Origin of the sequence: Rhodococcus sp. NyZ502, assembly GCF_041464245.1 — a bacterium.
GTDB classification, from domain to species: domain Bacteria; phylum Actinomycetota; class Actinomycetes; order Mycobacteriales; family Mycobacteriaceae; genus Rhodococcus_F; species Rhodococcus_F qingshengii.
The window spans coordinates 3748184-3769547 of record NZ_CP167155.1; the positions used below are offsets into that span (position 1 = coordinate 3748184).

19 protein-coding genes and 1 tRNA gene are annotated in these 21364 nt (G+C 62.4%); 7 read left to right on the forward strand and 13 right to left on the reverse strand.

The features are described 5' to 3' along the window. Positions 1–47: 47 nt before the first annotated feature. Positions 48–986 carry an SURF1 family protein gene (locus tag ACBG85_RS17240; protein ID WP_372024130.1) on the forward strand — a complete coding sequence of 313 codons (939 nt, stop codon included), beginning with the start codon at positions 48–50 and terminating at the stop codon, positions 984–986. Here ACBG85_RS17240 and ACBG85_RS17245 read toward each other — a convergent pair. The 6 genes from ACBG85_RS17245 to ACBG85_RS17270 all read right to left on the reverse strand — a co-directional run bounded on the left by ACBG85_RS17245 (position 927) and on the right by ACBG85_RS17270 (position 4065). Continuing rightward, on the reverse strand, positions 927–1946 hold the full coding sequence (locus tag ACBG85_RS17245) for a cobalamin biosynthesis protein (RefSeq protein WP_372024132.1): 1020 nt from the start codon (positions 1944–1946) through the stop codon (positions 927–929). The two genes, ACBG85_RS17240 and ACBG85_RS17245, sit on opposite strands and share 60 nt — an antisense overlap. A 65-nt stretch (positions 1947–2011) precedes the next feature. Continuing rightward, positions 2012–2236: a hypothetical protein gene (locus tag ACBG85_RS17250; RefSeq protein WP_050656439.1), complete on the reverse strand. Its 225-nt coding sequence runs from the start codon at positions 2234–2236 to the stop codon at positions 2012–2014. 91 nt (positions 2237–2327) lie between these two features. After that, positions 2328–2399: transfer RNA gene (locus ACBG85_RS17255), tRNA-Val, on the reverse strand. Positions 2400–2431: 32 nt separating this feature from the next. Beyond that, positions 2432–2896, reverse strand: a complete 465-nt coding sequence (locus tag ACBG85_RS17260) for a peroxiredoxin (protein WP_003941619.1) — start codon at positions 2894–2896, stop codon at positions 2432–2434. A gap of 35 nt (positions 2897–2931) precedes the next feature. After that, a complete protein-coding gene (locus ACBG85_RS17265; RefSeq protein ID WP_003941575.1) occupies positions 2932–3357 on the reverse strand; it encodes a DUF3052 domain-containing protein in 426 nt (141 codons plus the stop codon). 177 nt (positions 3358–3534) lie between these two features. Next, positions 3535–4065, reverse strand: a complete 531-nt coding sequence (locus ACBG85_RS17270) for a hypothetical protein (RefSeq protein ID WP_372024135.1) — start codon at positions 4063–4065, stop codon at positions 3535–3537. 262 nt (positions 4066–4327) lie between these two features. Between ACBG85_RS17270 and aceE the strand changes: the two genes are divergently transcribed. From aceE to ACBG85_RS17300, 6 genes are all read left to right on the forward strand, one after another. Beyond that, entirely contained in the window at positions 4328–7183 is a 2856-nt protein-coding gene (gene aceE, locus ACBG85_RS17275) for a pyruvate dehydrogenase (acetyl-transferring), homodimeric type (protein ID WP_042445740.1), read from the forward strand. A gap of 99 nt (positions 7184–7282) precedes the next feature. After that, the gene (locus ACBG85_RS17280) at positions 7283–8611 is read left to right on the forward strand and encodes a CdaR family transcriptional regulator (RefSeq protein WP_003941635.1); all 1329 of its coding nucleotides are present in this window, start codon (positions 7283–7285) and stop codon (positions 8609–8611) included. A gap of 127 nt (positions 8612–8738) precedes the next feature. Beyond that, entirely contained in the window at positions 8739–9647 is a 909-nt protein-coding gene (locus ACBG85_RS17285) for an ACP S-malonyltransferase (protein WP_064689135.1), read from the forward strand. A gap of 84 nt (positions 9648–9731) precedes the next feature. Next, positions 9732–10007 carry a meromycolate extension acyl carrier protein AcpM gene (gene acpM / locus ACBG85_RS17290; protein WP_003941649.1) on the forward strand — a complete coding sequence of 92 codons (276 nt, stop codon included), beginning with the start codon at positions 9732–9734 and terminating at the stop codon, positions 10005–10007. A 7-nt stretch (positions 10008–10014) separates the two neighbouring features. Beyond that, the gene (locus ACBG85_RS17295; RefSeq protein WP_003941591.1) at positions 10015–11265 is read left to right on the forward strand and encodes a KasA/KasB family beta-ketoacyl-ACP synthase; all 1251 of its coding nucleotides are present in this window, start codon (positions 10015–10017) and stop codon (positions 11263–11265) included. A gap of 108 nt (positions 11266–11373) precedes the next feature. Then, positions 11374–12807 carry an acyl-CoA carboxylase subunit beta gene (locus ACBG85_RS17300; protein ID WP_003941597.1) on the forward strand — a complete coding sequence of 478 codons (1434 nt, stop codon included), beginning with the start codon at positions 11374–11376 and terminating at the stop codon, positions 12805–12807. Between the two features lie 110 nt (positions 12808–12917). On the opposite strand, the gene ACBG85_RS17305 is transcribed toward ACBG85_RS17300, so the two are convergent. From ACBG85_RS17305 to ACBG85_RS17335, 7 genes are all read right to left on the reverse strand, one after another. Beyond that, the gene (locus tag ACBG85_RS17305) at positions 12918–13427 is read right to left on the reverse strand and encodes a DUF3145 domain-containing protein (protein WP_003941617.1); all 510 of its coding nucleotides are present in this window, start codon (positions 13425–13427) and stop codon (positions 12918–12920) included. Between the two features lie 128 nt (positions 13428–13555). Continuing rightward, on the reverse strand, positions 13556–14395 hold the full coding sequence (locus ACBG85_RS17310; protein WP_007735479.1) for a serine hydrolase: 840 nt from the start codon (positions 14393–14395) through the stop codon (positions 13556–13558). A gap of 36 nt (positions 14396–14431) precedes the next feature. After that, positions 14432–15559 (reverse strand): NDMA-dependent alcohol dehydrogenase, encoded by a 1128-nt coding sequence (locus ACBG85_RS17315; protein WP_007735481.1) that lies wholly within the window; start codon positions 15557–15559, stop codon positions 14432–14434. Positions 15560–15869: 310 nt separating this feature from the next. Continuing rightward, positions 15870–17168: a DUF222 domain-containing protein gene (locus tag ACBG85_RS17320; protein WP_372024140.1), complete on the reverse strand. Its 1299-nt coding sequence runs from the start codon at positions 17166–17168 to the stop codon at positions 15870–15872. A gap of 25 nt (positions 17169–17193) precedes the next feature. After that, positions 17194–17907: a response regulator transcription factor gene (locus ACBG85_RS17325; protein WP_217017324.1), complete on the reverse strand. Its 714-nt coding sequence runs from the start codon at positions 17905–17907 to the stop codon at positions 17194–17196. Beyond that, on the reverse strand, positions 17904–19106 hold the full coding sequence (locus ACBG85_RS17330; protein WP_372024142.1) for a sensor histidine kinase: 1203 nt from the start codon (positions 19104–19106) through the stop codon (positions 17904–17906). The genes ACBG85_RS17325 and ACBG85_RS17330 overlap by 4 nt, the downstream gene beginning before the upstream one ends. A gap of 18 nt (positions 19107–19124) precedes the next feature. After that, positions 19125–21341, reverse strand: a complete 2217-nt coding sequence (locus tag ACBG85_RS17335) for an MMPL family transporter (RefSeq protein ID WP_372024144.1) — start codon at positions 21339–21341, stop codon at positions 19125–19127. Between the last annotated feature and the right edge of the window lie 23 nt (positions 21342–21364).

Genomic DNA, 21364 nt, shown 5'->3' on the forward strand with positions numbered 1-21364 from the left:
CCCGGAGCAAAATTCACTCCCGTTCGGGCAACGGATACCGTGGACGTGTGCGAAGACTGAAATTCCTGTTGCGGCCCGGTTGGTTGGTACTGGCAGCTGTGGTCGGGCTCTTCGCCTACCTGTGCTTCACCGTGCTCGCTCCGTGGCAGCTCGGCAAGAACACGAAGACCGAGCACCGCAATGATCTGATCTCGAACTCGATCAACGCGGAGACCGTGCCGATCGGTGATGTCATCGCCGATTCGACGATCGCACCGGACGACGAATGGCGAAACATCACCGCGGCAGGCACCTATCTGCCGGACGCCGACATCCTCGTTCGACTGCAGTCCATCGAGGGCGCACCGTCGTACGAGATCCTGACGCCTTTCCGCCTGGACGACGGTCGCACGATCCTCGTCAATCGCGGATACGTTCGGCCGATCAACGGCGCCGAGGCACCGCCCATCGCCGCGCCGCCGACCGATCCGGTCACTCTCAACGGTCGCGTGCGTCTGTCGGAAGGCACCGCGCCCGGCCGAGTTCCGATGTTCGAGGACGGCGCGAAACAGGTCTACTCGATCGACGCACAACCTATCGGCGAGTTCATCGGAACGGACCTCATCGACGCGTACATCCAACTCGAACCCGACCAGCCCGGCGGCCTGGGGACGATCCCTCTCCCCCAACTCGATGCAGGTCCCTATCTCTCGTACGGGTTCCAGTGGCTGGCGTTCGGCATCATGGCGCCGCTCGGACTGGCCTACTTCATTCGCGCGGAGTGGCGCGAACGTCGCAAGGAGAAGGCAGCTCAAGCAGCTGTCGACGGTTTCGCAGCGGACGACGCCGCTACCGAGACGACCCCGGAAGCGGCAGTGTCCGCGCCTGCCGCACCCCCCGCCGAACCGGCTCGTACCTTCAGCCGTCGCAAGAAGCCGGAGCCGGAATCAGTGCCGCTCACGGCGCAGGAAGCCAAACTTGCCGATCGATACGGCAATACCCGCTGAAATACCCGCTGACACCACAACTGCACTGATCTGCACCGCCGACGAAAGCCTCGCCGCGCGGCGCAGATCGTTCGGCGTCGGCACAGGCCCGCGGCCGAGGACGGGACGCATCTCCACCCCGTGCGCGTACTCGGTCCGACCACCCAACGAAATGCCCAACGCCCCTGCCGCCGACGCTTCCGCGACGCCCGCATTGGGGCTTGGATGAGCCGCTGCGTCGCGTTTCCACGCTGCCAGTGATTCCTGAACCGAGCCGCCCACCACCGGTGCACACGCAGCCGTCAGCGCACCGGTCAGCCGAGCGGGGACGATGTTGACCAGGTCGTCGAACCTCGCCGCAGCCCACCCGAATCTGAGGTATTTCTCGGAGCGGTAGCCGATCATCGCGTCGAGTGTGTTGGCAGCGCGGTAGACGAACAGACCCGGCACGCCCACAATTGCACCCCAGAACATTGCACCGACGCTTGCATCCGAGGTGTTTTCGGCGACCGACTCCAGCGCTGCACGCGTGAGGCCCTCCTCGCCCAGCACCGATGGATCGCGTCCACAGAGTGAAGGAAGTAGCTCACGCGCTTTCGTCAGGTCACCATCGACCTGTGACGCCTCCAATCGAGCGGCCATGTCGATGCCGGTGCGTGCAAGCGACGTCCCGCCGAGCACAGCCCAGGTAGCCATCGCTGTCGTACCCGTGACGGCCACCCAACCGGCCCGGCGCGACGCTGTTTCGGCTGCGAGCCCAAATCCTGCGGTGCCGGCCAAGAGCACGGCGACATGAAGTGTTCCGGCCGCGCGCGAGTCCCGGTAGGACATCTTCTGCAGCGCGATGGCCGCGGTTCCGAAGCCGGCAACCGGATGGAACCGCCCCGGATCGGCGAAGACCCGATCCGCGACGAAGCCGAGGAGAAGCCCGGCAGCTCGCGCATTGAATCGAGACTGGGACGAACGAACCGAAATCTGCACGAGCGTAGTTGTAGCAGCGACGCTCGTTCTCTGGCCAACCGTCACGTGTCTGCACGAGCCGATCTCTACCCGTCCCAGTCGATCGTCAGGTAGATCAAGCGGTGCATTCGGTTGATTTCCCAGACACGGGCAATCCCGGTCGCCAGTGCGTCGCTCTGGGAACGAACCCGGATCGTCTGCCCCGCGAACAACGCAACACTGAGACTGGGCATCTCGGCGATGTGTATGTGCGGACGGGTGGGATGCACGCGCGTCGGGTCGACGGCTACTTCGATCACAGAACTGGACATGCGTCCAGAATGGCGTATTGCGGACAATTCGTTGTCGAAAACGAAAAACCCCCGATCTGCGTCGACGCAGATCGGGGCTTGAATTCTTCGGTGGGCGCGGAGGGTTTCGAACCCCCGACCGCTGGTGTGTAAAACCAGAGCTCTACCACTGAGCTACACGCCCGAACTCCCGGTGAGACCCTCACCGGGAGTGCTCTAAGACTCTAGCGCGGCAAGCGCGTTTGCCCAAAGTCCGTGGTCACGGGCTTCTCCGGGGCCGTTCATCTCGGCAAAACGAATGATTCCGTCTTTGTCGATGACAAAGGTGCCACGATTCGCGAAGCCCAACTTGTCGTTGAACACCTCGTACTTCTGAGCGACCTCACCGTGCGGCCAGAAGTCCGACAGCAAGGGAAATGTGTATCCCTGCTCAGCTGACCAGATCTTGTGAGTCGGCGAAGCACCGACAGAAATCGCGAGAATGGCGGTGTCGTCGTTCTCGAACTTCGGAAGCTCGTCACGGACCTTGCAGAGTTCCCCCTGACAAGTCCCGGTGAAGGCCAACGGATAGAAGACCAGCAGAACGTTCTTCTTACCGCGGAAATCTGCTAGCGAGACTTCCTGGTTGTTCTGGTCCTTCAAGGTGAAATCCGGTGCCTGGGCACCAACTTCGAGAGGCATGTGCGATTCCTTGGGAAAGTGCGGAAAGGACCGGGTCAGCGCTTGTTGGCCGGACGAGCCTTCGGCTGAACCAGTCGACTTCCCGACCAGTCACCGAGGTTGGCTGCCGATGTCTGCGTCAGGCCGGCAGTCGGCGCCGATTCGGCGATCTCGCTGGGCTCGACGTGTCCGTCGAGACCGGTCTTGGGAGTGAGAACCCACACGAAGCCTTCGTCGGCGAGGGGCCCGATGGCATCCATCAAGGCATCTACCAGGTCACCGTCCTCGTCGCGCCACCACAGCAGCACGACGTCGATGACCTCGTCGGAATCCTCGTCGAGCATTTCCCCGCCGATGGTTTCCTCAACCGCGGCACGAATGCCGTCGTCGGTATCCTCATCCCAGCCCAGTTCCTGCACCACCATGTCAGTGGTAATCCCGAGTTTCTGAGCGTAGTTCTGGGCATCCGCCGCGGCGACCACGGTGGGGTCCTCCTTTTGTTGATGGTGTGTGGCGACCCCGCACACCTACCGTTTGACGATCAATTAGGGAAAGCGAACATGGTCTGAGGCGTTAGCGCAAGCCGACCACGCCGAAAACTTTCACCAAAGATCGTCTTCTGACACACGGCGAACCTTACGCCTGCGGATTACCGCAGGTCACAGGGATCCACATTCATCGAAGATCGACCTGCGAATCGAATTGCTCGTATCGCTGATCGAATTGATTTCATCGGCCGAATGATCACTCTCGATCACGACAGCAGATGAACGTAGGTTCGCGGCCAATTCGGCGAACAGTCCGGAAAGTTGCGCCGGAAGTTCACTCGCGACCGAGTCGAACCACGAGGCGGTGTCCCTGGCCGACGAAGCAGCAGCGCTTGCTTCGGCTCTCAGGTCGGTCTCACCATGATTTCCGGCGTCGACATAGGCGTTGAACGCGACCACGTCGTTTTTCGATCGAGAGACCGCTTCCTCACAGATCGCGAACGCCGCCTCTGCCGCATCTGCCGCCGCTTTCGACGAGGACGCGGCGGCCATCGAAATACTCACCTCGGATTGGTATGCAGCCACGTGCGCTTCATTGGGTACTGCCGATCCGGTCACCGCCGCCGAACATCCCACGATCACCGACAGTCCCACTGCGATCGATCCGACCGAGACCCACGCCCCGACCCTGCCGTAATTCATTTCTTTGTTTATTTTTTCCCACCCCTTCATACGTTCCGATCGATCCCCCAAGCCTGTGACTACGGGGAACCATCACACCCTGCGTCACGCCGAAAAACGCTACCCGAGAGTAACCAGAGGCGAGGTGTGCCGGACCGACCGGGATGGTGAAAGATGAGGTACGCGCCATATTCACGATGGAAGTGCGTCGGACCTAACAAGGCCTCGATCACCTATGTAAGGACGCCCCACCACGCGTCCCCAAACCAATGAGGAGCACACGTTGTCTGACCTGATCCAGGGTCCCGCGTCCGGGCAGAACGCCGATTCCGGCGCCGCCGGCGAGTCGGGTTCGCCCGCGTCGAATACGCCGGGGGGAACCGACGGTCGCGTTCGCGTCATTCGCGAAGGTGTTGCGTCGTACCTGCCGGACATCGATCCGGACGAGACCACCGAATGGCTCGAATCATTCGACGGACTTCTGGATCGATCCGGACCCACGCGTGCCCGCTACCTCATGCTCCGCATGCTCGAACGCGCCGGCGAGAAGCACGTCGCACTCCCCGCGCTCACTTCGACCGACTACGTCAACACGATTCCGACCGAAAACGAGCCGTGGTTCCCCGGTGACGAAGAGGTCGAGCGCCGCTATCGCGCCTGGATCCGTTGGAACGCCGCGATCATGGTCCACCGCGCTCAGCGACCGGGCGTCGGCGTCGGCGGTCACATCTCGACCTATGCATCCTCGGCAGCGTTGTACGAGGTCGGCTTCAACCACTTCTTCCGCGGCAAGGACCATCCCGGCGGCGGCGACCACATCTTCATCCAGGGTCACGCCTCCCCCGGCATCTACGCACGCGCCTTCCTCGAGGGCCGGATCCCCGCGGAACAGCTCGACGGATTCCGCCAGGAGAAGTCCCACGCCGACTTCGGCGGCGCACTGCCGTCCTACCCGCACCCACGGCTGCTTCCCGACTTCTGGGAATTCCCGACGGTCTCGATGGGCCTCGGCCCGATGAACGCCATCTACCAGGCCCGGTTCAACCACTACCTCAACGACCGCGGCATCAAGGACACCACCGATCAACACGTGTGGGCGTTCCTCGGCGACGGCGAAATGGACGAGCCCGAGTCACGCGGCCTCGCTCACGTCGCGGCAACCGAAGGCCTCGACAACCTCACGTTCGTGGTGAACTGCAACCTCCAACGCCTCGACGGCCCGGTCCGCGGCAACGGAAAGATCATCCAGGAACTGGAATCGTTCTTCCGCGGTGCCGGCTGGAACGTCATCAAGGTCGTCTGGGGTCGCGAGTGGGATGCGCTGCTGCACGCCGATCGCGACGGCGCACTGGTCAACCTGATGAACGTGACGCCGGACGGTGACTACCAGACGTACAAGGCCAACGACGGCGCGTTCGTACGCGATCACTTCTTCGGACGTGACCCCCGCACCAAGGAACTGGTCAAGGACCTCACAGACCAGGAAATCTGGAACCTCAAGCGCGGTGGCCACGACTACCGCAAGGTCCACGCCGCCTACGCAGCGGCCATGGCACACAAGGGCCAGCCGACGGTCATCCTGGCGCACACCATCAAGGGCTACACCCTCGGTAAGCACTTCGAGGGCCGCAACGCCACACACCAGATGAAGAAGCTGACGCTGGACGATCTCAAGGCGTTCCGCGACATGCAGCACATCCCGATCTCGGACGCCGAGCTCGAGAAGGATCCGTACCTGCCTCCGTACTACCACCCGGGCGCCGACGCACCCGAGATCAAGTACATGCTCGACCGTCGTAAAGCACTGGGCGGGTTCCTGCCTTCCCGCAACACCGACGCTGCTCCGCTCAAGCTCCCCGAGGACAAGACGTACGACGTCATCCGCAAGGGTTCGGGCAAGCAGGAAGTCGCCACCACCATGGCGATCGTGCGCATCCTCAAGGAACTGTTGCGCGACAAGGAGATCGGCAAGCGAATCGTGCCGATCATCCCGGACGAGGCTCGCACGTTCGGCATGGACTCGTGGTTCCCGTCGCTGAAGATCTACAACCGCAACGGTCAGCTCTACACGTCCGTCGACGCCGAACTCATGCTCGCCTACAAGGAGAGCCCGATCGGCCAGATCCTGCACGAGGGCATCAACGAGGCCGGTTCGACGGCATCGTTCACCGCAGTCGGCACGTCGTACGCCACCCACGGTGAACCGATGATTCCGCTGTACATCTTCTACTCGATGTTCGGTTTCCAGCGCACCGGCGACGGCCTGTGGGCGGCTGCCGACCAGATGGCTCGGGGATTCGTTCTCGGCGCCACCGCCGGTCGTACAACTCTGACCGGTGAAGGTCTCCAGCACGCCGACGGACACTCGCTGCTCCTGGCATCCACCAACCCCGCAGCTGTCACGTACGACGCCGCGTTCTCGTACGAGTTGGCGCACATCGTCAAGGACGGCTTGCGCCGCATGTACGGCGGCACCGAGGGCGTCGACGGTTTCGGTGGCGAGAACATCTTCTACTACCTGACCATCTACAACGAGCCGTACGTTCAGCCGGCCGAGCCCGAAGGTCTCGACGTCGAGGGCTTGCTCAAGGGCATCTACCTCTACAAGACGTCCGAAGCATCGGGCCCGAAGGCACAGATCCTCGTCTCCGGTGTCGCTATGCCCGAGGGGCTGCGCGCGCAGAAGCTGCTCGCCGACGAATGGGGCGTCTCGGCCGACGTCTGGTCGGTCACGTCCTGGGGTGAGCTGCGCCGCGAAGGCGTCGAATGCGAACGTCAGGCGCTGCTCAATCCGTCCGAGGATGCTCCGGTTCCCTTCGTCACCACGGCGTTGTCGTCGGCCCAAGGCCCTGTCGTCGCGGCTTCGGACTGGATGCGGGCGGTCTCGGACCAGATCCGTCAGTGGGTTCCCGGCGACTACACCACGCTCGGTACGGACGGGTTCGGGTTCTCCGACACACGCACTGCAGCGCGTCGCTACTTCAACGTCGATGCCGAGTCCATCGTCGTTGCCGTGTTGATCGGTTTGGCGAAGGAAGGATCGATCGAGCGGTCGAAGGCCGTCGAAGCAGCGAGCCGATACCGCATCGACGACGTGAATGCTGCTCCCGAGCAGACCGGGGACACCGGTAGCGCCTAAGTCGTAGGGCAACAGTCCCAGCGATCGAAAACAGACCTACGCCCATCGCCGCGGGTGTCATCTCGACATCCGCTGCGGCGATGGGCGTAGGTTTTTCTCATGCCCGAACCTGATCCCGAGAAACCCGAAGAGGGCGTACGCCGCACTCGACCACAGTCGTCCGGGTTGCAGGCTGTACTCGCCCGCCGTCGTCAGGTTCGCGATCCACTTCCAGAAGCCTTGCTCCGCCGCGTCAAACAGTTCTCCGGCCGGCTCTCCACCGAGGCCGTGACCGTGATGGAGGAGCAGCTTCCGTTCTTCGACAGTCTCGACGCTTCGCAACGCGCCGACGTTCAACTGTTGGTGCAGACGTCGGTGGTGAATTTCCTGGAATGGCTGCGGCAACTCGACTCGGAGATCAGCTTCGGATACGAGTCGTTTCCGGTCATCCCTCAGGATCTTGCTCGACAGCTCACGCTGCGCCAGACCGTCGACATGGTCCGGGTGGCGATGGAGTTCTTCGAGAAATGGCTGCCGGCTCTCGCCCGCAACGATCAGCAGCTGATCGCGCTGACAGAAGCCGTCCTGCGCTACGGGCGTGAACTCGGTTTCGCAGCAGCGACGGTGTACGCAAGCGCTGCCGAGTCGCGGGGTGCCCTGGACACGCGACTGGAAGCGCTCGTCGTCGACGCCGTCGTGCAGGGAGACACCGGCTCGGACATGCTCTCTCGCGCCGCCACCTTGAACTGGGATGCCACGGCTCCGGCCACCGTCATCGTCGGGTCTCCCCCGCCGGACGAGCGGGTCTCGGTTGCCGGCACCGTCCACGCGACTGCCGCCGCGCACGGGCGCGCTGTTCTCGCCGTGGTGCAGGGTCCGCGACTGGTGATGATCGTCAGCGGCGAGCTGAGCAGTAAGACGGAAGGCAGCCAATTCCTTCAAGACCTGCTCATGAGTTTCGCCGACGAGCCGGTGGTGATCGGCCCGACGACACCCTCGTTGAGCGCAGCGCACTTCAGTGCGTCCGAAGCTCTGGCGGGAATCAAGGCTGTTGCCGGGTGGCGCGGCGCACCTCGTCCCGTTTTCGCGACTGAACTGCTCCCGGAACGGGCACTACTGGGAGACGCCGCTGCCGTGAAGGCTCTTCGCGATTTCCTCGTCGCACCTTTAGCTGAATCCGGCACAGTCTTGACCGATACTTTAGACAGTTATCTCGACTGTGGAGGTGCGGTTGAGACTTGTGCACGTCTTCTGTTTGTTCATCCAAATACCGTTCGGTACCGCTTGAAGCGAATCGCCGAAGTTACCGGCCGGGATCCAACGAATCCACGCGACGCGTATGTACTACGGATCGCCGCTACCGTGGGCCGATTGACACAAATCGATCTCAAATCGAACAATTCGGTTACTTCAGTCACATCTTTAACATCCGGACAAACAAACCTGTAACCCCTGAGCGTCCAATTTCGATGGCCGAGCGCGACGTGGGATTTTGTGGGAACCCTACAAAACACTTCGCCAGAGTTCATCGCGACCGACATCTCGCAGGTCGCTCGCGGCGGTGTTCTCTTAATAAGTGATTTCGTTGCTCGCCCCGGGACAGGGCTCTCAGACACCCGGCATGCTCAGCCCCTGGCTGGCACTGCCCGGAGCACAAGACCGCCTCGAAGTGTGGTCGAAGGCAGCCGGCCTGGACCTCGTCCGACTCGGCACGACCGCGACCGCCGAAGAAATCACCGACACCTCGGTAACCCAGCCCCTCGTCGTTGCCGCTGCTCTGCTGGCATACGAGGAAATCGAATCACGTGGGCTCCTCGGCGCCGACGTCATCGCTGCCGGCCATTCGGTGGGTGAACTTGCCGCTGCTGCGGTCGCCGGTGTTATCTCCGCTGACGACGCGGTCGCGCTTGCCGCCCTCCGTGGCGCCGAGATGGCCAAGGCTTGTGCGCTCGAGCCCACGGGCATGTCAGCCGTTCTCGGTGGAGACGAAGCCGAAGTGCTCGCACGAATCGAAGAACTCGGGCTGGAAGCAGCCAACCGCAATGCGGCCGGCCAGATCGTGGCGGCCGGACTGCTCACCGCGCTCGAAGAACTCGCAGCAAACGCACCCGAAAAGGCCCGAGTCCGCGCACTACCCGTCGCCGGAGCTTTCCACACCCGCTTCATGGCGCCTGCGCAGGACGCCGTCGCAGCTGCTGCCGCCAAGATCACCCCTTCCGATCCGACGCGCACGCTGCTTTCCAACTCGGATGGCGCACCCGTCTCCTCGGGCGCCGACGCCCTCACCAAGCTTGCCGCGCAGGTAACCCGCCCCGTTCGTTGGGACCTCTGCTCCGCGTCGTTGCGGACAGCAGAAGTCAGCGCGATCGTGGAACTCCCGCCGGCCGGAACCCTCGTCGGAATTGCCAAGCGTGAAATGCGTGGCACACCGACGGTGGCCCTCAAGAACCCGGAGGATATCTCCGCACTGTCCGAGCTGACCTAGCTCGGACGCCCACCCGGCCGATCAGCCCGAACGGCGGCCGGACGTTTCACCCCACCTCAATCGATCAAGAAGGGAGCCACACCAGTGGCCCACACTCAGGAAGAAATCATCGCGGAACTCGGCCAGATCGTGGAGGAGGTCACCGGTATCGAGCCTTCCGAGGTCACCGTTGACAAGTCCTTCGTGGACGACCTCGATATCGACTCCCTGTCCATGGTCGAGATCGCCGTTCAGACCGAAGACAAGTACGGCGTGAAGGTCCCCGACGAGGATCTCGCAGGCCTGCGCACCGTCGGCGACATCGTCGCGTACATCCAGAAGCTCGAAGCCGAAGGCGCCGAAGCCAAGAACGCAGAGTGAGCCGACCGTGACTTCCGCTTCTACCCGCAAAGGGAAATTCCCCGACATCGTCGTCACGAGCCTCGCGACGTCGACCTCGGTGGCTGGTGATGTGGATGGCACGTGGAAGGCGCTACTCGCCGGCGAAAGCGGCATCGGAATCCTCGATGACCCGTTCATCGACGAGTTCGACCTTCCCATTCGCATCGGCGGGCACCTGAAGGTTTCACCGGACGAGGGCTTGTCCCGCGTCGAAATTCGACGGATGAGCTGGGTGGAACGCCTTGCCCTCACGTTGAGTCGCACGGTCTGGAGCAACGCCGGCAGCCCTGAAGTCGATCAGGACCGCCTGGCCGTTGTCATCGGCACCGGACTCGGCGGCGGCGACACGCTCATCGACGCCGTCGACAAGCTCCGTGGCGGCGGATACCGCAAGGTGTCCCCGTTCTCGGTGCAGATGGTCATGCCCAACGGACCGGCCGCAACGGTCGGACTCGAACTCGGGGCCCGCGGTGGCGTCATCACTCCGGTGTCGGCATGTTCATCAGGTTCCGAGGCAATTGCTCACGCTCACCGCATGCTTGTCATGGGTGACGCGGACATGGTTGTGGCTGGTGGAGTCGAGAGCTTCATCGACGCCGTTCCGATCGCGAGCTTCGCCATGATGCGTGCGATGAGCACCAACAACGACAATCCGGCCGCAGCTTCACGTCCTTTCGACAAGGACCGCGACGGATTTGTCTTCGGCGAAGCCGGCGCCCTGATGATCCTCGAAACCGAGGAGCACGCAAAGGCACGCGGGGCGACGATTCACGCCCGCCTGCTCGGTTCCGGAATCACTTCGGACGGGTACCACATCGTGGCACCGCATCCGGAAGGCCTGGGTGCGGCGCGAGCCATGACCCGAGCAATCGAGATGGCCGGACTGACGAAGTCCGACATCAAGCACATCAACGCCCACGCCACTGCGACGCCGATCGGTGACATCGCAGAGGCAAAGGCAATCAACGCAGCGGTCGGCAATCACGCTGCGGTGTACGGCCCGAAATCCGCGCTGGGACACTCGATCGGCGCTGTCGGCGCCCTCGAATCAGTCCTCACGGTTCTGGCAGTGCGTGACGGGATCATCCCGCCCACGCTCAACGTTGACAGCCAGGATCCAGAGATCGATCTCGATGTCGTCAAGGGTGAACCCCGAACCGGCTCTTTCGATTTCGCACTGAACAACTCGTTCGGTTTCGGTGGGCACAATGTCGCGCTCGCCTTCGGTCGGGCCTAGCCCGAACCGCGGTTTGCATCTGTCCGCGGGTGTCGTTGCAACACAACGTCACCCGCGGACAACACCGACCTTTCGTTCCACCCAAGGCTCGTACTGAAGGAGGACGCGATGACCATCCTGGCCCCCGTGACAAAGTCCGAATCATCGACAGACCCGCGCGATCCTCTTGCGCGCCTGGAAAATCTGTTCGACCCCGGCACAACAGTGCCGCTCCACGCCCGTGACAAATCCGGTGTGCTCGCCGCGTCCGGAAACATCGACGGCGTCCGCACCATCGCGTACTGCTCCGACGCCACTGTCATGGGTGGCGCCATGGGCGTCGACGGTTGCAAACACCTCGTCAAAGCCATCGATACCGCTATCGAGGAAGAGTCCCCCATCGTGGGCCTCTGGCACTCCGGTGGCGCGCGTCTGGCTGAAGGCGTCGAGGCGCTCCACGCCGTCGGACTGGTCTTCGAGGCCATGGTCCGCGCGTCGGGTCTCATACCTCAAATTTCCGTCGTGCTCGGCTTTGCCGCTGGCGGAGCCGCGTATGGTCCAGCCCTCACCGATGTCGTGATCATGGCGCCGGAAGGCCGAGTGTTCGTCACCGGGCCAGACGTAGTTCGTAGTGTCACCGGCGAACAGGTCGACATGGTGTCACTCGGCGGTCCGGACACACACACCAAGAAGTCGGGTGTCGCGCACATCGCCGCACACGACGAGGCCGACGCATTGCACCGCGCGCGCCGCCTGGTCTCGATGATGTGCGAGCAGGGCGAATTCGATCAGCGGGCAGCGGAACTCGGCGACAGCGATCTGCGCGCCATGATGCCTGCCTCCGCGAAACGCGCGTACGACGTTCGTCCGATCGTTCACGAAATGCTCGACAACGTCGAAGGCGAGTCGAGTTTCGAAGAACTGCAAGGCAATTACGCTCGGAGCATCGTCACCGGTTTCGGCCGGATGGCCGGACGCACCGTTGGCGTCATTGCGAACAACCCACTGCGACTCGGGGGGTGCCTGAACTCCGAAAGTGCAGAGAAGGCCGCTCGATTCGTGCGACTGTGCAACGCATTTGGCGTGCCGCTCGTGGTCGTCGTCGATGTTCCCGGGTATTTGCCGGGCGTCTCGATGGAGTGGGAAGGCGTTGTCCGACGCGGAGCGAAGTTACTTCACGCCTTCGCCGAGGCAACGGTCCCCCGCGTCACCGTCGTCACTCGAAAGATCTACGGCGGCGCCTACATCGCGATGAACTCGCGAGCACTGGGAGCCACGGCCGTATTCGCTTGGCCCAACTCCGAAGTAGCCGTGATGGGTGCGAAGGCTGCTGTCGGCATCCTGCACAAGCGGGCCCTCGCAGCTGCACCGGACGACGAGCGTGAAGCATTGCACGACCGACTCGCTGCCGAGCACGAGGCAATCGCGGGCGGCGTCGACCGCGCGGTCGAAATCGGCGTCGTCGACGAGGAAATCGACCCGGCGAAGACTCGCAGCATCGTGACCGCTGCCCTCGCGTCTGCACCATCTGTCCGCGCGCGGCACAAGAACATTCCGCTCTGACAACCCTGGACAGCAAGGTGGGCCTCGCCGATACGGCGGGGCCCACCTTTGTCATTCAAGTCTTTGTCGTTCAAGCCGCGAGAGCACTCCGGGTTCAGGATGGACCTCGGTCAGCTGACACGCCTTCGCAGCCATGTCACTTCGGCACCTTCGCCTGAACTCCGGAAGGGTTCAAGTTCCTCGTCCCACGGTGCGCCTATCGCCCGATCGATTTCCGCGGCGATGTCTCCACCGGAATTCATGATGGACCGCAGTTTCATCTCCCCTACGACGACATCACCGTTCGCACTGGTGGATCCGCGCCACAGGCCCAGACCGGGCACATGGCTGTACCGTTCGCCGTCGACGCCGTGACTCGGGTCCTCGGTGACCTCGAACCGCAACATCGGCCACGCGCGTAGCGAGTCGACCAGGCGGGCACAGGTTCCGACGGGACCCGTCCAGTCCGTCGTCGCACGCAGAAGCCCGTCGTAGGCAGGCTGTGAGGTCCATCTGAGCTTGGCAGGGCTGTCCAACGTGGCGGACAAAGCCCAATCCACGTGCGGGCACAGCGCCGCGGGCGACGAGTGGATGTAAACCACACCAGTCGTCACGTCCGCGAATTGATTCATTTCGCGCACTCGAGCCTCCTGCTTCGACGAGGGACGTCTTCCCCAACGACCTCTGTCGAGTTCGTGCAGCACGCTCGATTGAACAGTGTGCCTTGTGTTACCCGTGTTGCGCCAGTGGAAGGAGAGAAATTTGTGCTCTACCGCGAAACTTCACCGACCACGCCATCCGACAATTCGGTCCACAAAGGCTTGGCCCAATCACCGAAATCGCGATCGGTAAGCACGACGCACGCAGTATCGATCGTGGGATCGACCCACAGGAACGTCCCGGACTGGCCGAAATGACCGAAGGTAGCGGCCGAGTTCTCGAGACCCGTCCAATGCGGACGCTTGTCGCCCCGAATTTCGAATCCGAGCCCCCAGTCGTTGGGGCGCTGAGAGCCGTAACCCGGAAGAATTCCGTTGAGCCCCGGGAACTGCACAGTTGTCGCCTCTGCGAACGTCTGCGCCGAGACCAGAGTCGGCGAGAGCAGTTCAGCCGCGAACTTGGCCAAGTCGTCTGCCGATGCCTGCGCACCGTGACCGGCCGGACCGACAAGAGCCGCGCTGGTCATCGCCAACGGCGCGAACACCGCCTCGGCCAGATAGTCGGCAAATTCGATCTCGGTCTCCCGGGAAACCAACTCGGCAAGCACCTCGAACCCCGCACTCGAGTAGATCCGCTTCGACGCCACCGGCGCCTGAACAACACGTTCGGCGAATGCCAATCCCGAAGCATGTGCGAGGAGATGACGAACGGTCGACCCCTCAGGCCCGGCCGGCCCATCCAACTCGACCGCCCCCTCCTCCACTGCCACGAGAATCGCGTAGGCGCACAACAGTTTTGTCACCGAAGCCAGGGGGAAAACATGCGCCTGGTCGCCACTGAAACCACGAATGCGGTCGCCCTCACCGGGATTCTTCCCGGAGAGGACGACCGCTGCCGCATTGTCGACCGGCCACTGCTGGATTACGTCGAGACTGTGAGTACTGGGCACCCGATCAGACTACTGGCACAAGAGTTGCGCTTCCGATCACCAGTCAGCTTCGGTGTAGCGGATGACGCCGCGGATGTTCTTGCCATCCAACATGTCCTGGTAGCCGTCGTTCACGCCTTCGAGCGTGTAGGTCCGAGTCACCATGTCGTCGAGGTTCAGCTTGCCTGCCTTGTACATCGCGAGGAGGTTCGGCACGTCCTGGCGAGCGTTGCCACCGCCGAAAATGTTGCCCTGAAGGTCCTTCTGAAGCATCGCCATCAGGAACAGGTTCAGCTTCACATCCATGTCCGTCAGGTGCCCCATTGCGGTGACGACACAACGGCCGGCCTTTGCCGTCAGAATCATCGCTTCTTCGACGTACTCACCCCTCATTTCGCCGACGGTGATGATCGTCTTCTGTGCCATGCGGCCATACGTAGCGTCGATGATCGGCTGAATGGCAGCGGCAGCGCTTTCGAAAGCGTGCGTTGCGCCGAACTTCAGAGCCTGCTCACGCTTCCACGGCACGGGGTCGATGGCAAAGATGTACCGGGCGCCCGATGCAACTGCACCCTGTAGCGCACTGATACCGACGCCGCCGACACCCATGATCACAACGTCTTCGCCGGGCTTCACATCGGCGATGTGGGTTGCCGATCCCCAACCGGTCGGAACGCCGCAACCGACGAGTGCGGCAACCTCGAACGGAATGTCCTTGTCGATCTTCACCACTGACGACTGGTTCACGACCATGTAGGGCGAGAACGTCCCTAGCAGGCACATCGGGATCACGTTTTCGCCGCGAGCCTGGATCCGGTAAGTGCCGTCACTGATGGCCTGGCCGCTGAGGAGGCCCATCCCGAGGTCACACAGGTTCTGATGACCGGCCGAACACGCCGGACAGGTTCCACAAGCCGGAATGAAGGACAGAACGACGTGGTCGCCGACCTCCAGACCCTTGACCTCCGGGCCGAGCTTGGTGATGACGCCCGAACCCTCGTGCCCACCCATGACGGGGAACGACGGCATCGGGGTCGCGCCGGTGACGATGTGGTGATCGGAGTGGCACATTCCGGCCGCTTCCATGCGAATCTGAACTTCGCCGGCTACCGGCTCACCGATCTCGATCTCCTCGACGGACCACTTTTCATTGAGGCCCCACAGGATTGCACCCTTGGTCTTCACGTCACTTCACCCTTTCATTCGCACACCCGCATCTATCTCTGTGACCATAGCCACAAATCTGCGAAATTGGAACGTGTTCTAACGAAAGATTTTGCACTGCAGGTCAGACGTCCAAATGACCTGGCACAACCGGCGCGGCAACAACGGAATAATGACCCACTGAGTGGGACAGGCCACACGGGCACCCGAAAGTAGAGCCGCCCCGAAAGCACGCAACCATTCGACTCCACCTCCCACCAATCGGTCGGACACAGAGCAGCGGGTCTGAAACAGGCCTGGGCATGTTCTGGTGCATCTGAGGTTTGGCCCCTCAGGTTTTGAAGGTGGTGTTCGCCGGCCGTGGGTGCTGCCCGGGGTCGATCGAGAGCGGCGGGATGAACCACGGTTTGTTGTCGACACCGATCCGAATCGCCCATTTGCCGACGAACTCGGATTTGCGGTGCATCAACCGGTGATGTGAACGGCACAGCAGGACCAGGTTGTTCATCACCGTCGGCCCACCGTTCGCCCAGTGCCGGATATGGTGCGCATCCGTCCAGGCTGGCACGCATGTGCAGCCCGGGAACGCGCAGCCTCTGTCGCGGGCAATCAACGCAGTCCGTTGTTCGGCGGTGACCAACCTCTTTCCTGGTTGCGCATCCAAGGGCGCGCCGTGAGCGTCGAGTAGGACGGTGGACAGGAAGCAGTCGCACCCGAGAAGCCTCGTCTGCGACACCGACAGCGGTCCGAGCCATGGCATGTGCCCGACATCGAGATCCGACGGGGACTCTTCACCATTCGAGGGCGCGGCGGCGCAGTCCCGATGCTCAGCGAGATCGCGCGCGTTGATGTGCACGTTCACGTGTGGGCGTTGGCCGCCGTCGGTTCCGGTTTTTGCGCAGTCGAGGTAGCGGCGGATCAGTTCGGTGAACCCGTCCGCGGTCCGCTTTGCCGCCGACCGTGCGTCGGGGGTTCCGTCGGGTGCCGGGGTGGGCATCGTCAAATTCGACAGGGCCGAGAGCAGCATTTCGCCGGTGAGGGCGTCGAATTCCCCACGAACCACCACCCGACCGTTCAAGGTCGAGGCGATCCGCAGTTCGTTCCGATCGACATCTTCGGCGGGCGGAATCTCATCGGATTCGAAAACGCGCTCCAAGGTCGCGATAACGTGCCGCACCTTAGTCGTCGTCGCCTCCACCCCCGAGGCTGCCGCAAGCAGCAGGTCGATACAGCGAGGTAACGCCTCGTCCGGCATCCCCTTCGGCGGGGATTCGCAGAACGCCACGATCAACACTGCGTGATCGAACGAGCAATCCCCACAATCGAATCTCGCTGCTACCGCGGGAAACGGCCGCAGCGCTGCGCCCAGGGCGGCGATCTTCTTCCCGTCCCGAACCTGCAGCATCGTGTTCGCCGCCAACCATGACCCGACTCCACGGCTGGCAATCACCTGATCATCCGGACGCATCGACAGTTCGTCCACCACCGCCACCCGCACCGCTTCCAGGCGCAGAATCTCCGCACTCGACGACACCGCAGCCTCACGCAACTCGGCAGAAGACAACCGCCACAGGCGTCCGCGTAACCCCACCGCAGAACCAGACACCACATCCGACGACAAGACACTCATTGAATCCCCCGATCCCCTCCCCAAATCATACTCGAACACCCGTTCGAGTCAAGAGTTTCTCGAGTAAATCCACCGAGCGTCCCGGAATCACCACACCGCATTGATAGGCGAGAACCACCAGTTGCGCGCGGTCGCGGACATCCAGTTTTGTCATCGCCCGGTTCACGTGCGTTTTTGCCGTGACCGCGCTGATCACCAATTCCGCAGCGATTTCGTCGTTGGACATCCCGAGGGCAACGAGGGTTACCACTTCGAGTTCGCGTGGGGTCAACTGACCGAAAATCCCAGAAGTCGAGTCGGCCCGCGACGGAGTGGAAAGGAACCGAGAAATCAACGCGCTGGTCGCAATCGGCGACAGCAAAGAGTTCCCACCTGCGACCGTCCGAACAGCATCGAGTAGATCCTCGGCTCGGATTCCTTTGCCGATGAAGCCGCTGGCTCCCGCCCGGATCGCCTGTGCCACATGCTCATCCACTTCGAAGGTGGTAAGAATCATCACGTGCACGTCGGTCAAATCCGGATGATCGGCAATCATGGCGGTCGCTTCGACTCCGCTGGTGCCTGGCATTCGAATGTCCATCAATACAACGTCGGGTCGGTGCTCGAGCGCCGCCTGGAATGCCTGCTCTCCGTCTGCCGCCTCGGCGACCACCTCCATGTCCTCTTCCGAACCTATCAGCAGCGCAAGCGTTTGACGGAAGAGCGCCTGATCGTCTGCCACTACTACCCGAATACTCACGACTCCTCACGCTCCGAACCCCTGGACACCGAGACAAGCGGTAGTTGGGCGTCCACACGAAATCCCCCGTCGGCGCGGAATCCTGCTGAGACCTCGCCTCCCATCGCCTGTGCCCTCTCCTTCATTCCCAGCAGTCCGTACCCGGGTGGTGACGTCGAAGGCACTGCCGTTCCGGAGTTTTCGACCGACAGCATCAGAACCTCGGCTTCGTATGACAACGACACGGTGACGGCTCCTGGCAGCGCATGCTTGCTCGCATTCACGAGTGCCTCCTGGATAATTCGGTACGCTGTGAGATCTACTGCGGGCCCGAGTGGGCGCAGCGAACCCACAGCGCGCACATCGATTTCCATTCCTGCACTGACGAATTGATCCACCAGTGCCGGTAGATCCGAAAGCCCCGGAGCCGGCTTCATCGAGCGATCACCGTCCTGAGCATCACGGAGAACTCCGACCGTGGCCCGAATTTCATCGAGTGCCGCCTTGGACGTTTCCTCCACTCCGCGTAGTGCAGTCGTCGCCTTCTCCGGGTCTTTCCCGATCAAGTGCGACGCGACCCCGACTTGCAGGTTGACCAAGGCAATGTGGTGCGCGACAACGTCGTGCAGGTCTCGCGCAATCCGCATCCTTTCTTCGACGACGCGGTGTCGGGCCTCGTCCTCGCGCATTCTTTCCGCTTGCACCGCACGCTCTTCGACGGACTCCAGATATGCACGGCGAGAACGGACCTCAGCGCCGGCGAAGCTCGCCATCAGCAACCAAGACAACAACCCCAGCGCTTCCTGTAGGAGGTTGTTTCCTACTCCGAGGAAAATCGTGACAAGCATCAGCGATCCGACTGTGATTGCCGCTGCGAAAAAGGTCTTCCGGCGGTCACTCGTGCTGGCAATGTAATAGAGGCATACCATCGCCGCCGAACCTGTGCCGGCATTCGGCGGCGCCGACAGCGCAATCATCAAAACGCCGAGAAATACTGCCACCGCGAGTGCCGAGAACGGATAGCGCCTTCGGAACACGATGGTTGCGGCTGCAATAGCTGTCACGACAACTCCCACAACCGTGACCTCGCGGGTCTCATTGCCGTCGAGCGCGATGCGGTGCGCCGTCCACGTGGCAAGGAGCACGAGGATGGTCAGTGCCAGGTCGATGGTGCGCGGGTGTTCCGCACACCATCGACCCCACGTCGATGTCGAGGTCATCGATCTACCGTATCCGGGTCACACCGACAACTTGTCGCTCGTGGGTTCACTGGATTCCTTCGAATCTGCGAGCAGCGCAGTCAACTGCTCCCCCTCGACATCGACGTTCGGGACCAACCGGTCCAGCCATGAGGGGAACCACCATGCCTTCGAGCCCAACAGGGACATGACGGCCGGTACGACGGTCATACGAATCACGAAGGCGTCGAACAGAACCGCGAACGAGAGTCCGAGTCCGATCTGCATGATGAAGGCGTCGCCGCCGAAGATGAAGCCCGCGAAAACGGCGATCATGATCAGCGCCGCGGCCGTGACGACTCGCGCGCCCTGGTCGAAGCCCTTCACAACTGCTTCATCCGGTCCGTCACCGTGGACGAACGCTTCACGCATTCTGGTCACCAGGAACACCTGGTAGTCCATCGCCAACCCGAAGACGATGCCGATCATGAAGATGGGCAACATCGCCACAACTGATCCGGTTTGGCCTTCGATTCCGAGAATGCCTGCGAACCAACCCCACTGGAAGATCGCGACCAGCACACCGAACGTCGCGCCGATCGAGAGCAGAAATCCGAGAGTTGCCTTGAGCGGTACCAAGATCGAGCGGAACACCAGCATCAAAAGGATGAAGGCGAGGCCGACGACCAATGCGAGGTAGGGAACCAGGGCGTCGGCCAGGCGATCCGAAACGTCGATCGTCAACGCTGTCTGACCGGTGACCGACATCGTGGCTCCGGTCTCGTCGGTCAGTGATCCGGCGACCTCACGTATATCTGCGACGAGCGCCTTTGTTGCCTCGGTTTCCGGGCCACTCGAGGGAACCACCGTGATGACTGCTGTATCGCCGGCCTGATTGAGTGCTGGCGGCGTCACTGCCGCTACGTCGGGCAGAGCACCGAGCTTTTCCTGGGCGCCGCTCAATGCCGCTGCCGGATCTGCGGCGTCGGCAACGTCGACGACCACCATGAGCGGACCGCTGAACCCGGCACCGAACCCCTCGGATAGTCGGTCGGTAGCCCTGGCGGCAGTTGTGTCGGGCACTGGTGGGCTCGCCAAACTCAGGTTGATTCCGAAGGTGGGGATCGCCAGCAATCCCAGCCCGAGGACTGACGCGAGCAAAACCGGAACTCGACGCCGGATCACGAACTTGGCCCATCGCGAGCCTGCGCCTTCCTTCGTCTTGCGATGCGTCAACTGACCACCGGACGCAAGCAGGCGACGATCGGATCGGCTCAGAACGCGCGATCCAGCAAATCCCAGCGTGGCGGGCAGCAGGGTCAGTGAAATCACCACTGCAACAGCAACTGCAAACGCCGCAGCCAGACCCATGCTCGTCAGGAACGGGATGTTCACGACGAACAGTCCTGCCAATGCGATGAGCACCGTCAACCCCGCGAACACTACGGCCGAACCCGCCGTCCCCGCTGCGCGGCCCGCAGCAATTTCCGGATCATGTCCGTCACGTAGTTCGGAGCGGTAGCGCGAGACGATGAAGAGCGAATAGTCGATCGCCACGGCGAGCCCCAGCATCATTGCCAGGACGGTTGTGCTCGAACCCAATTCGATGAAACCAGTTGCGATAGTGATCGTGCAGATCGCGATGCCGATGCCGATCAACGCGCTGATCAAGGGAAGCCCTGCTGCCACCAACGAACCGAAAGTGACCGTCAGGACCACAGCGGCGATCGCGACGCCGATCACTTCGCCCATCGATTCGGCACTGCTTTCCATCAGCACGTTGCCGGCAACATCGACTGCCAGCCCTGAATCCGCGGCGTCGTGGACGGCGGACTCGAGCAGTTCTTTCGAGCTGTCCGGCAAGTCGATCGAGTCGGCGGTATAGGAGACCTGCATGTATCCGATCGTCCCAGTCGGCGACACTCCGCCGGAGGCATACGGATCCGATACCGCTGCAACCTCGGGGTCCTTCCCGAGCGCAGAGACCAAGTCACTGACGGATTGTCGAATCGCCGGATCGGTGAGCGTCGTGCCTGCCGGAGATTCGAAGACGATGCGAGCACTGGCTCCGTCGGTGGACGATTGCGGAAATCTTTCAGCCAGAAGATCTTGCGCCGCTTGTGATTCGGTGCCCGGAATCGACAACGTATTGACGGTCGGACCGGACAGCGTTGCTGCGCCTACTCCGCCCGCCACCAGCAGGACGACCCAGAAGCCCACCATTGCCCAACGGCGCCGAAACGCGAGTCGCGAGAGTTTGTACAGGAATATCGACATGCGTGTCACTGTGCCGATACACG

Bases quoted from the DNA above. Each gene is read 5' to 3' on its own strand.
- ACBG85_RS17250 (WP_050656439.1), bottom strand. From the start codon at position 2,236: ATGTCCAGTTCTGTGATCGAAGTAGCCGTCGACCCGACGCGCGTGCAT.
- ACBG85_RS17260 (WP_003941619.1), bottom strand. From the start codon at position 2,896: ATGCCTCTCGAAGTTGGTGCCCAGGCACCGGATTTCACCTTGAAGGAC.
- ACBG85_RS17270 (WP_372024135.1), bottom strand. From the start codon at position 4,065: ATGAATTACGGCAGGGTCGGGGCGTGGGTCTCGGTCGGATCGATCGCA.
- ACBG85_RS17280 (WP_003941635.1), top strand. From the start codon at position 7,283: ATGCCCGAACCTGATCCCGAGAAACCCGAAGAGGGCGTACGCCGCACT.
- ACBG85_RS17300 (WP_003941597.1), top strand. From the start codon at position 11,374: ATGACCATCCTGGCCCCCGTGACAAAGTCCGAATCATCGACAGACCCG.
- ACBG85_RS17320 (WP_372024140.1), bottom strand. From the start codon at position 17,168: ATGAGTGTCTTGTCGTCGGATGTGGTGTCTGGTTCTGCGGTGGGGTTA.
- ACBG85_RS17330 (WP_372024142.1), bottom strand. From the start codon at position 19,106: ATGACCTCGACATCGACGTGGGGTCGATGGTGTGCGGAACACCCGCGC.
- ACBG85_RS17335 (WP_372024144.1), bottom strand. From the start codon at position 21,341: ATGTCGATATTCCTGTACAAACTCTCGCGACTCGCGTTTCGGCGCCGT.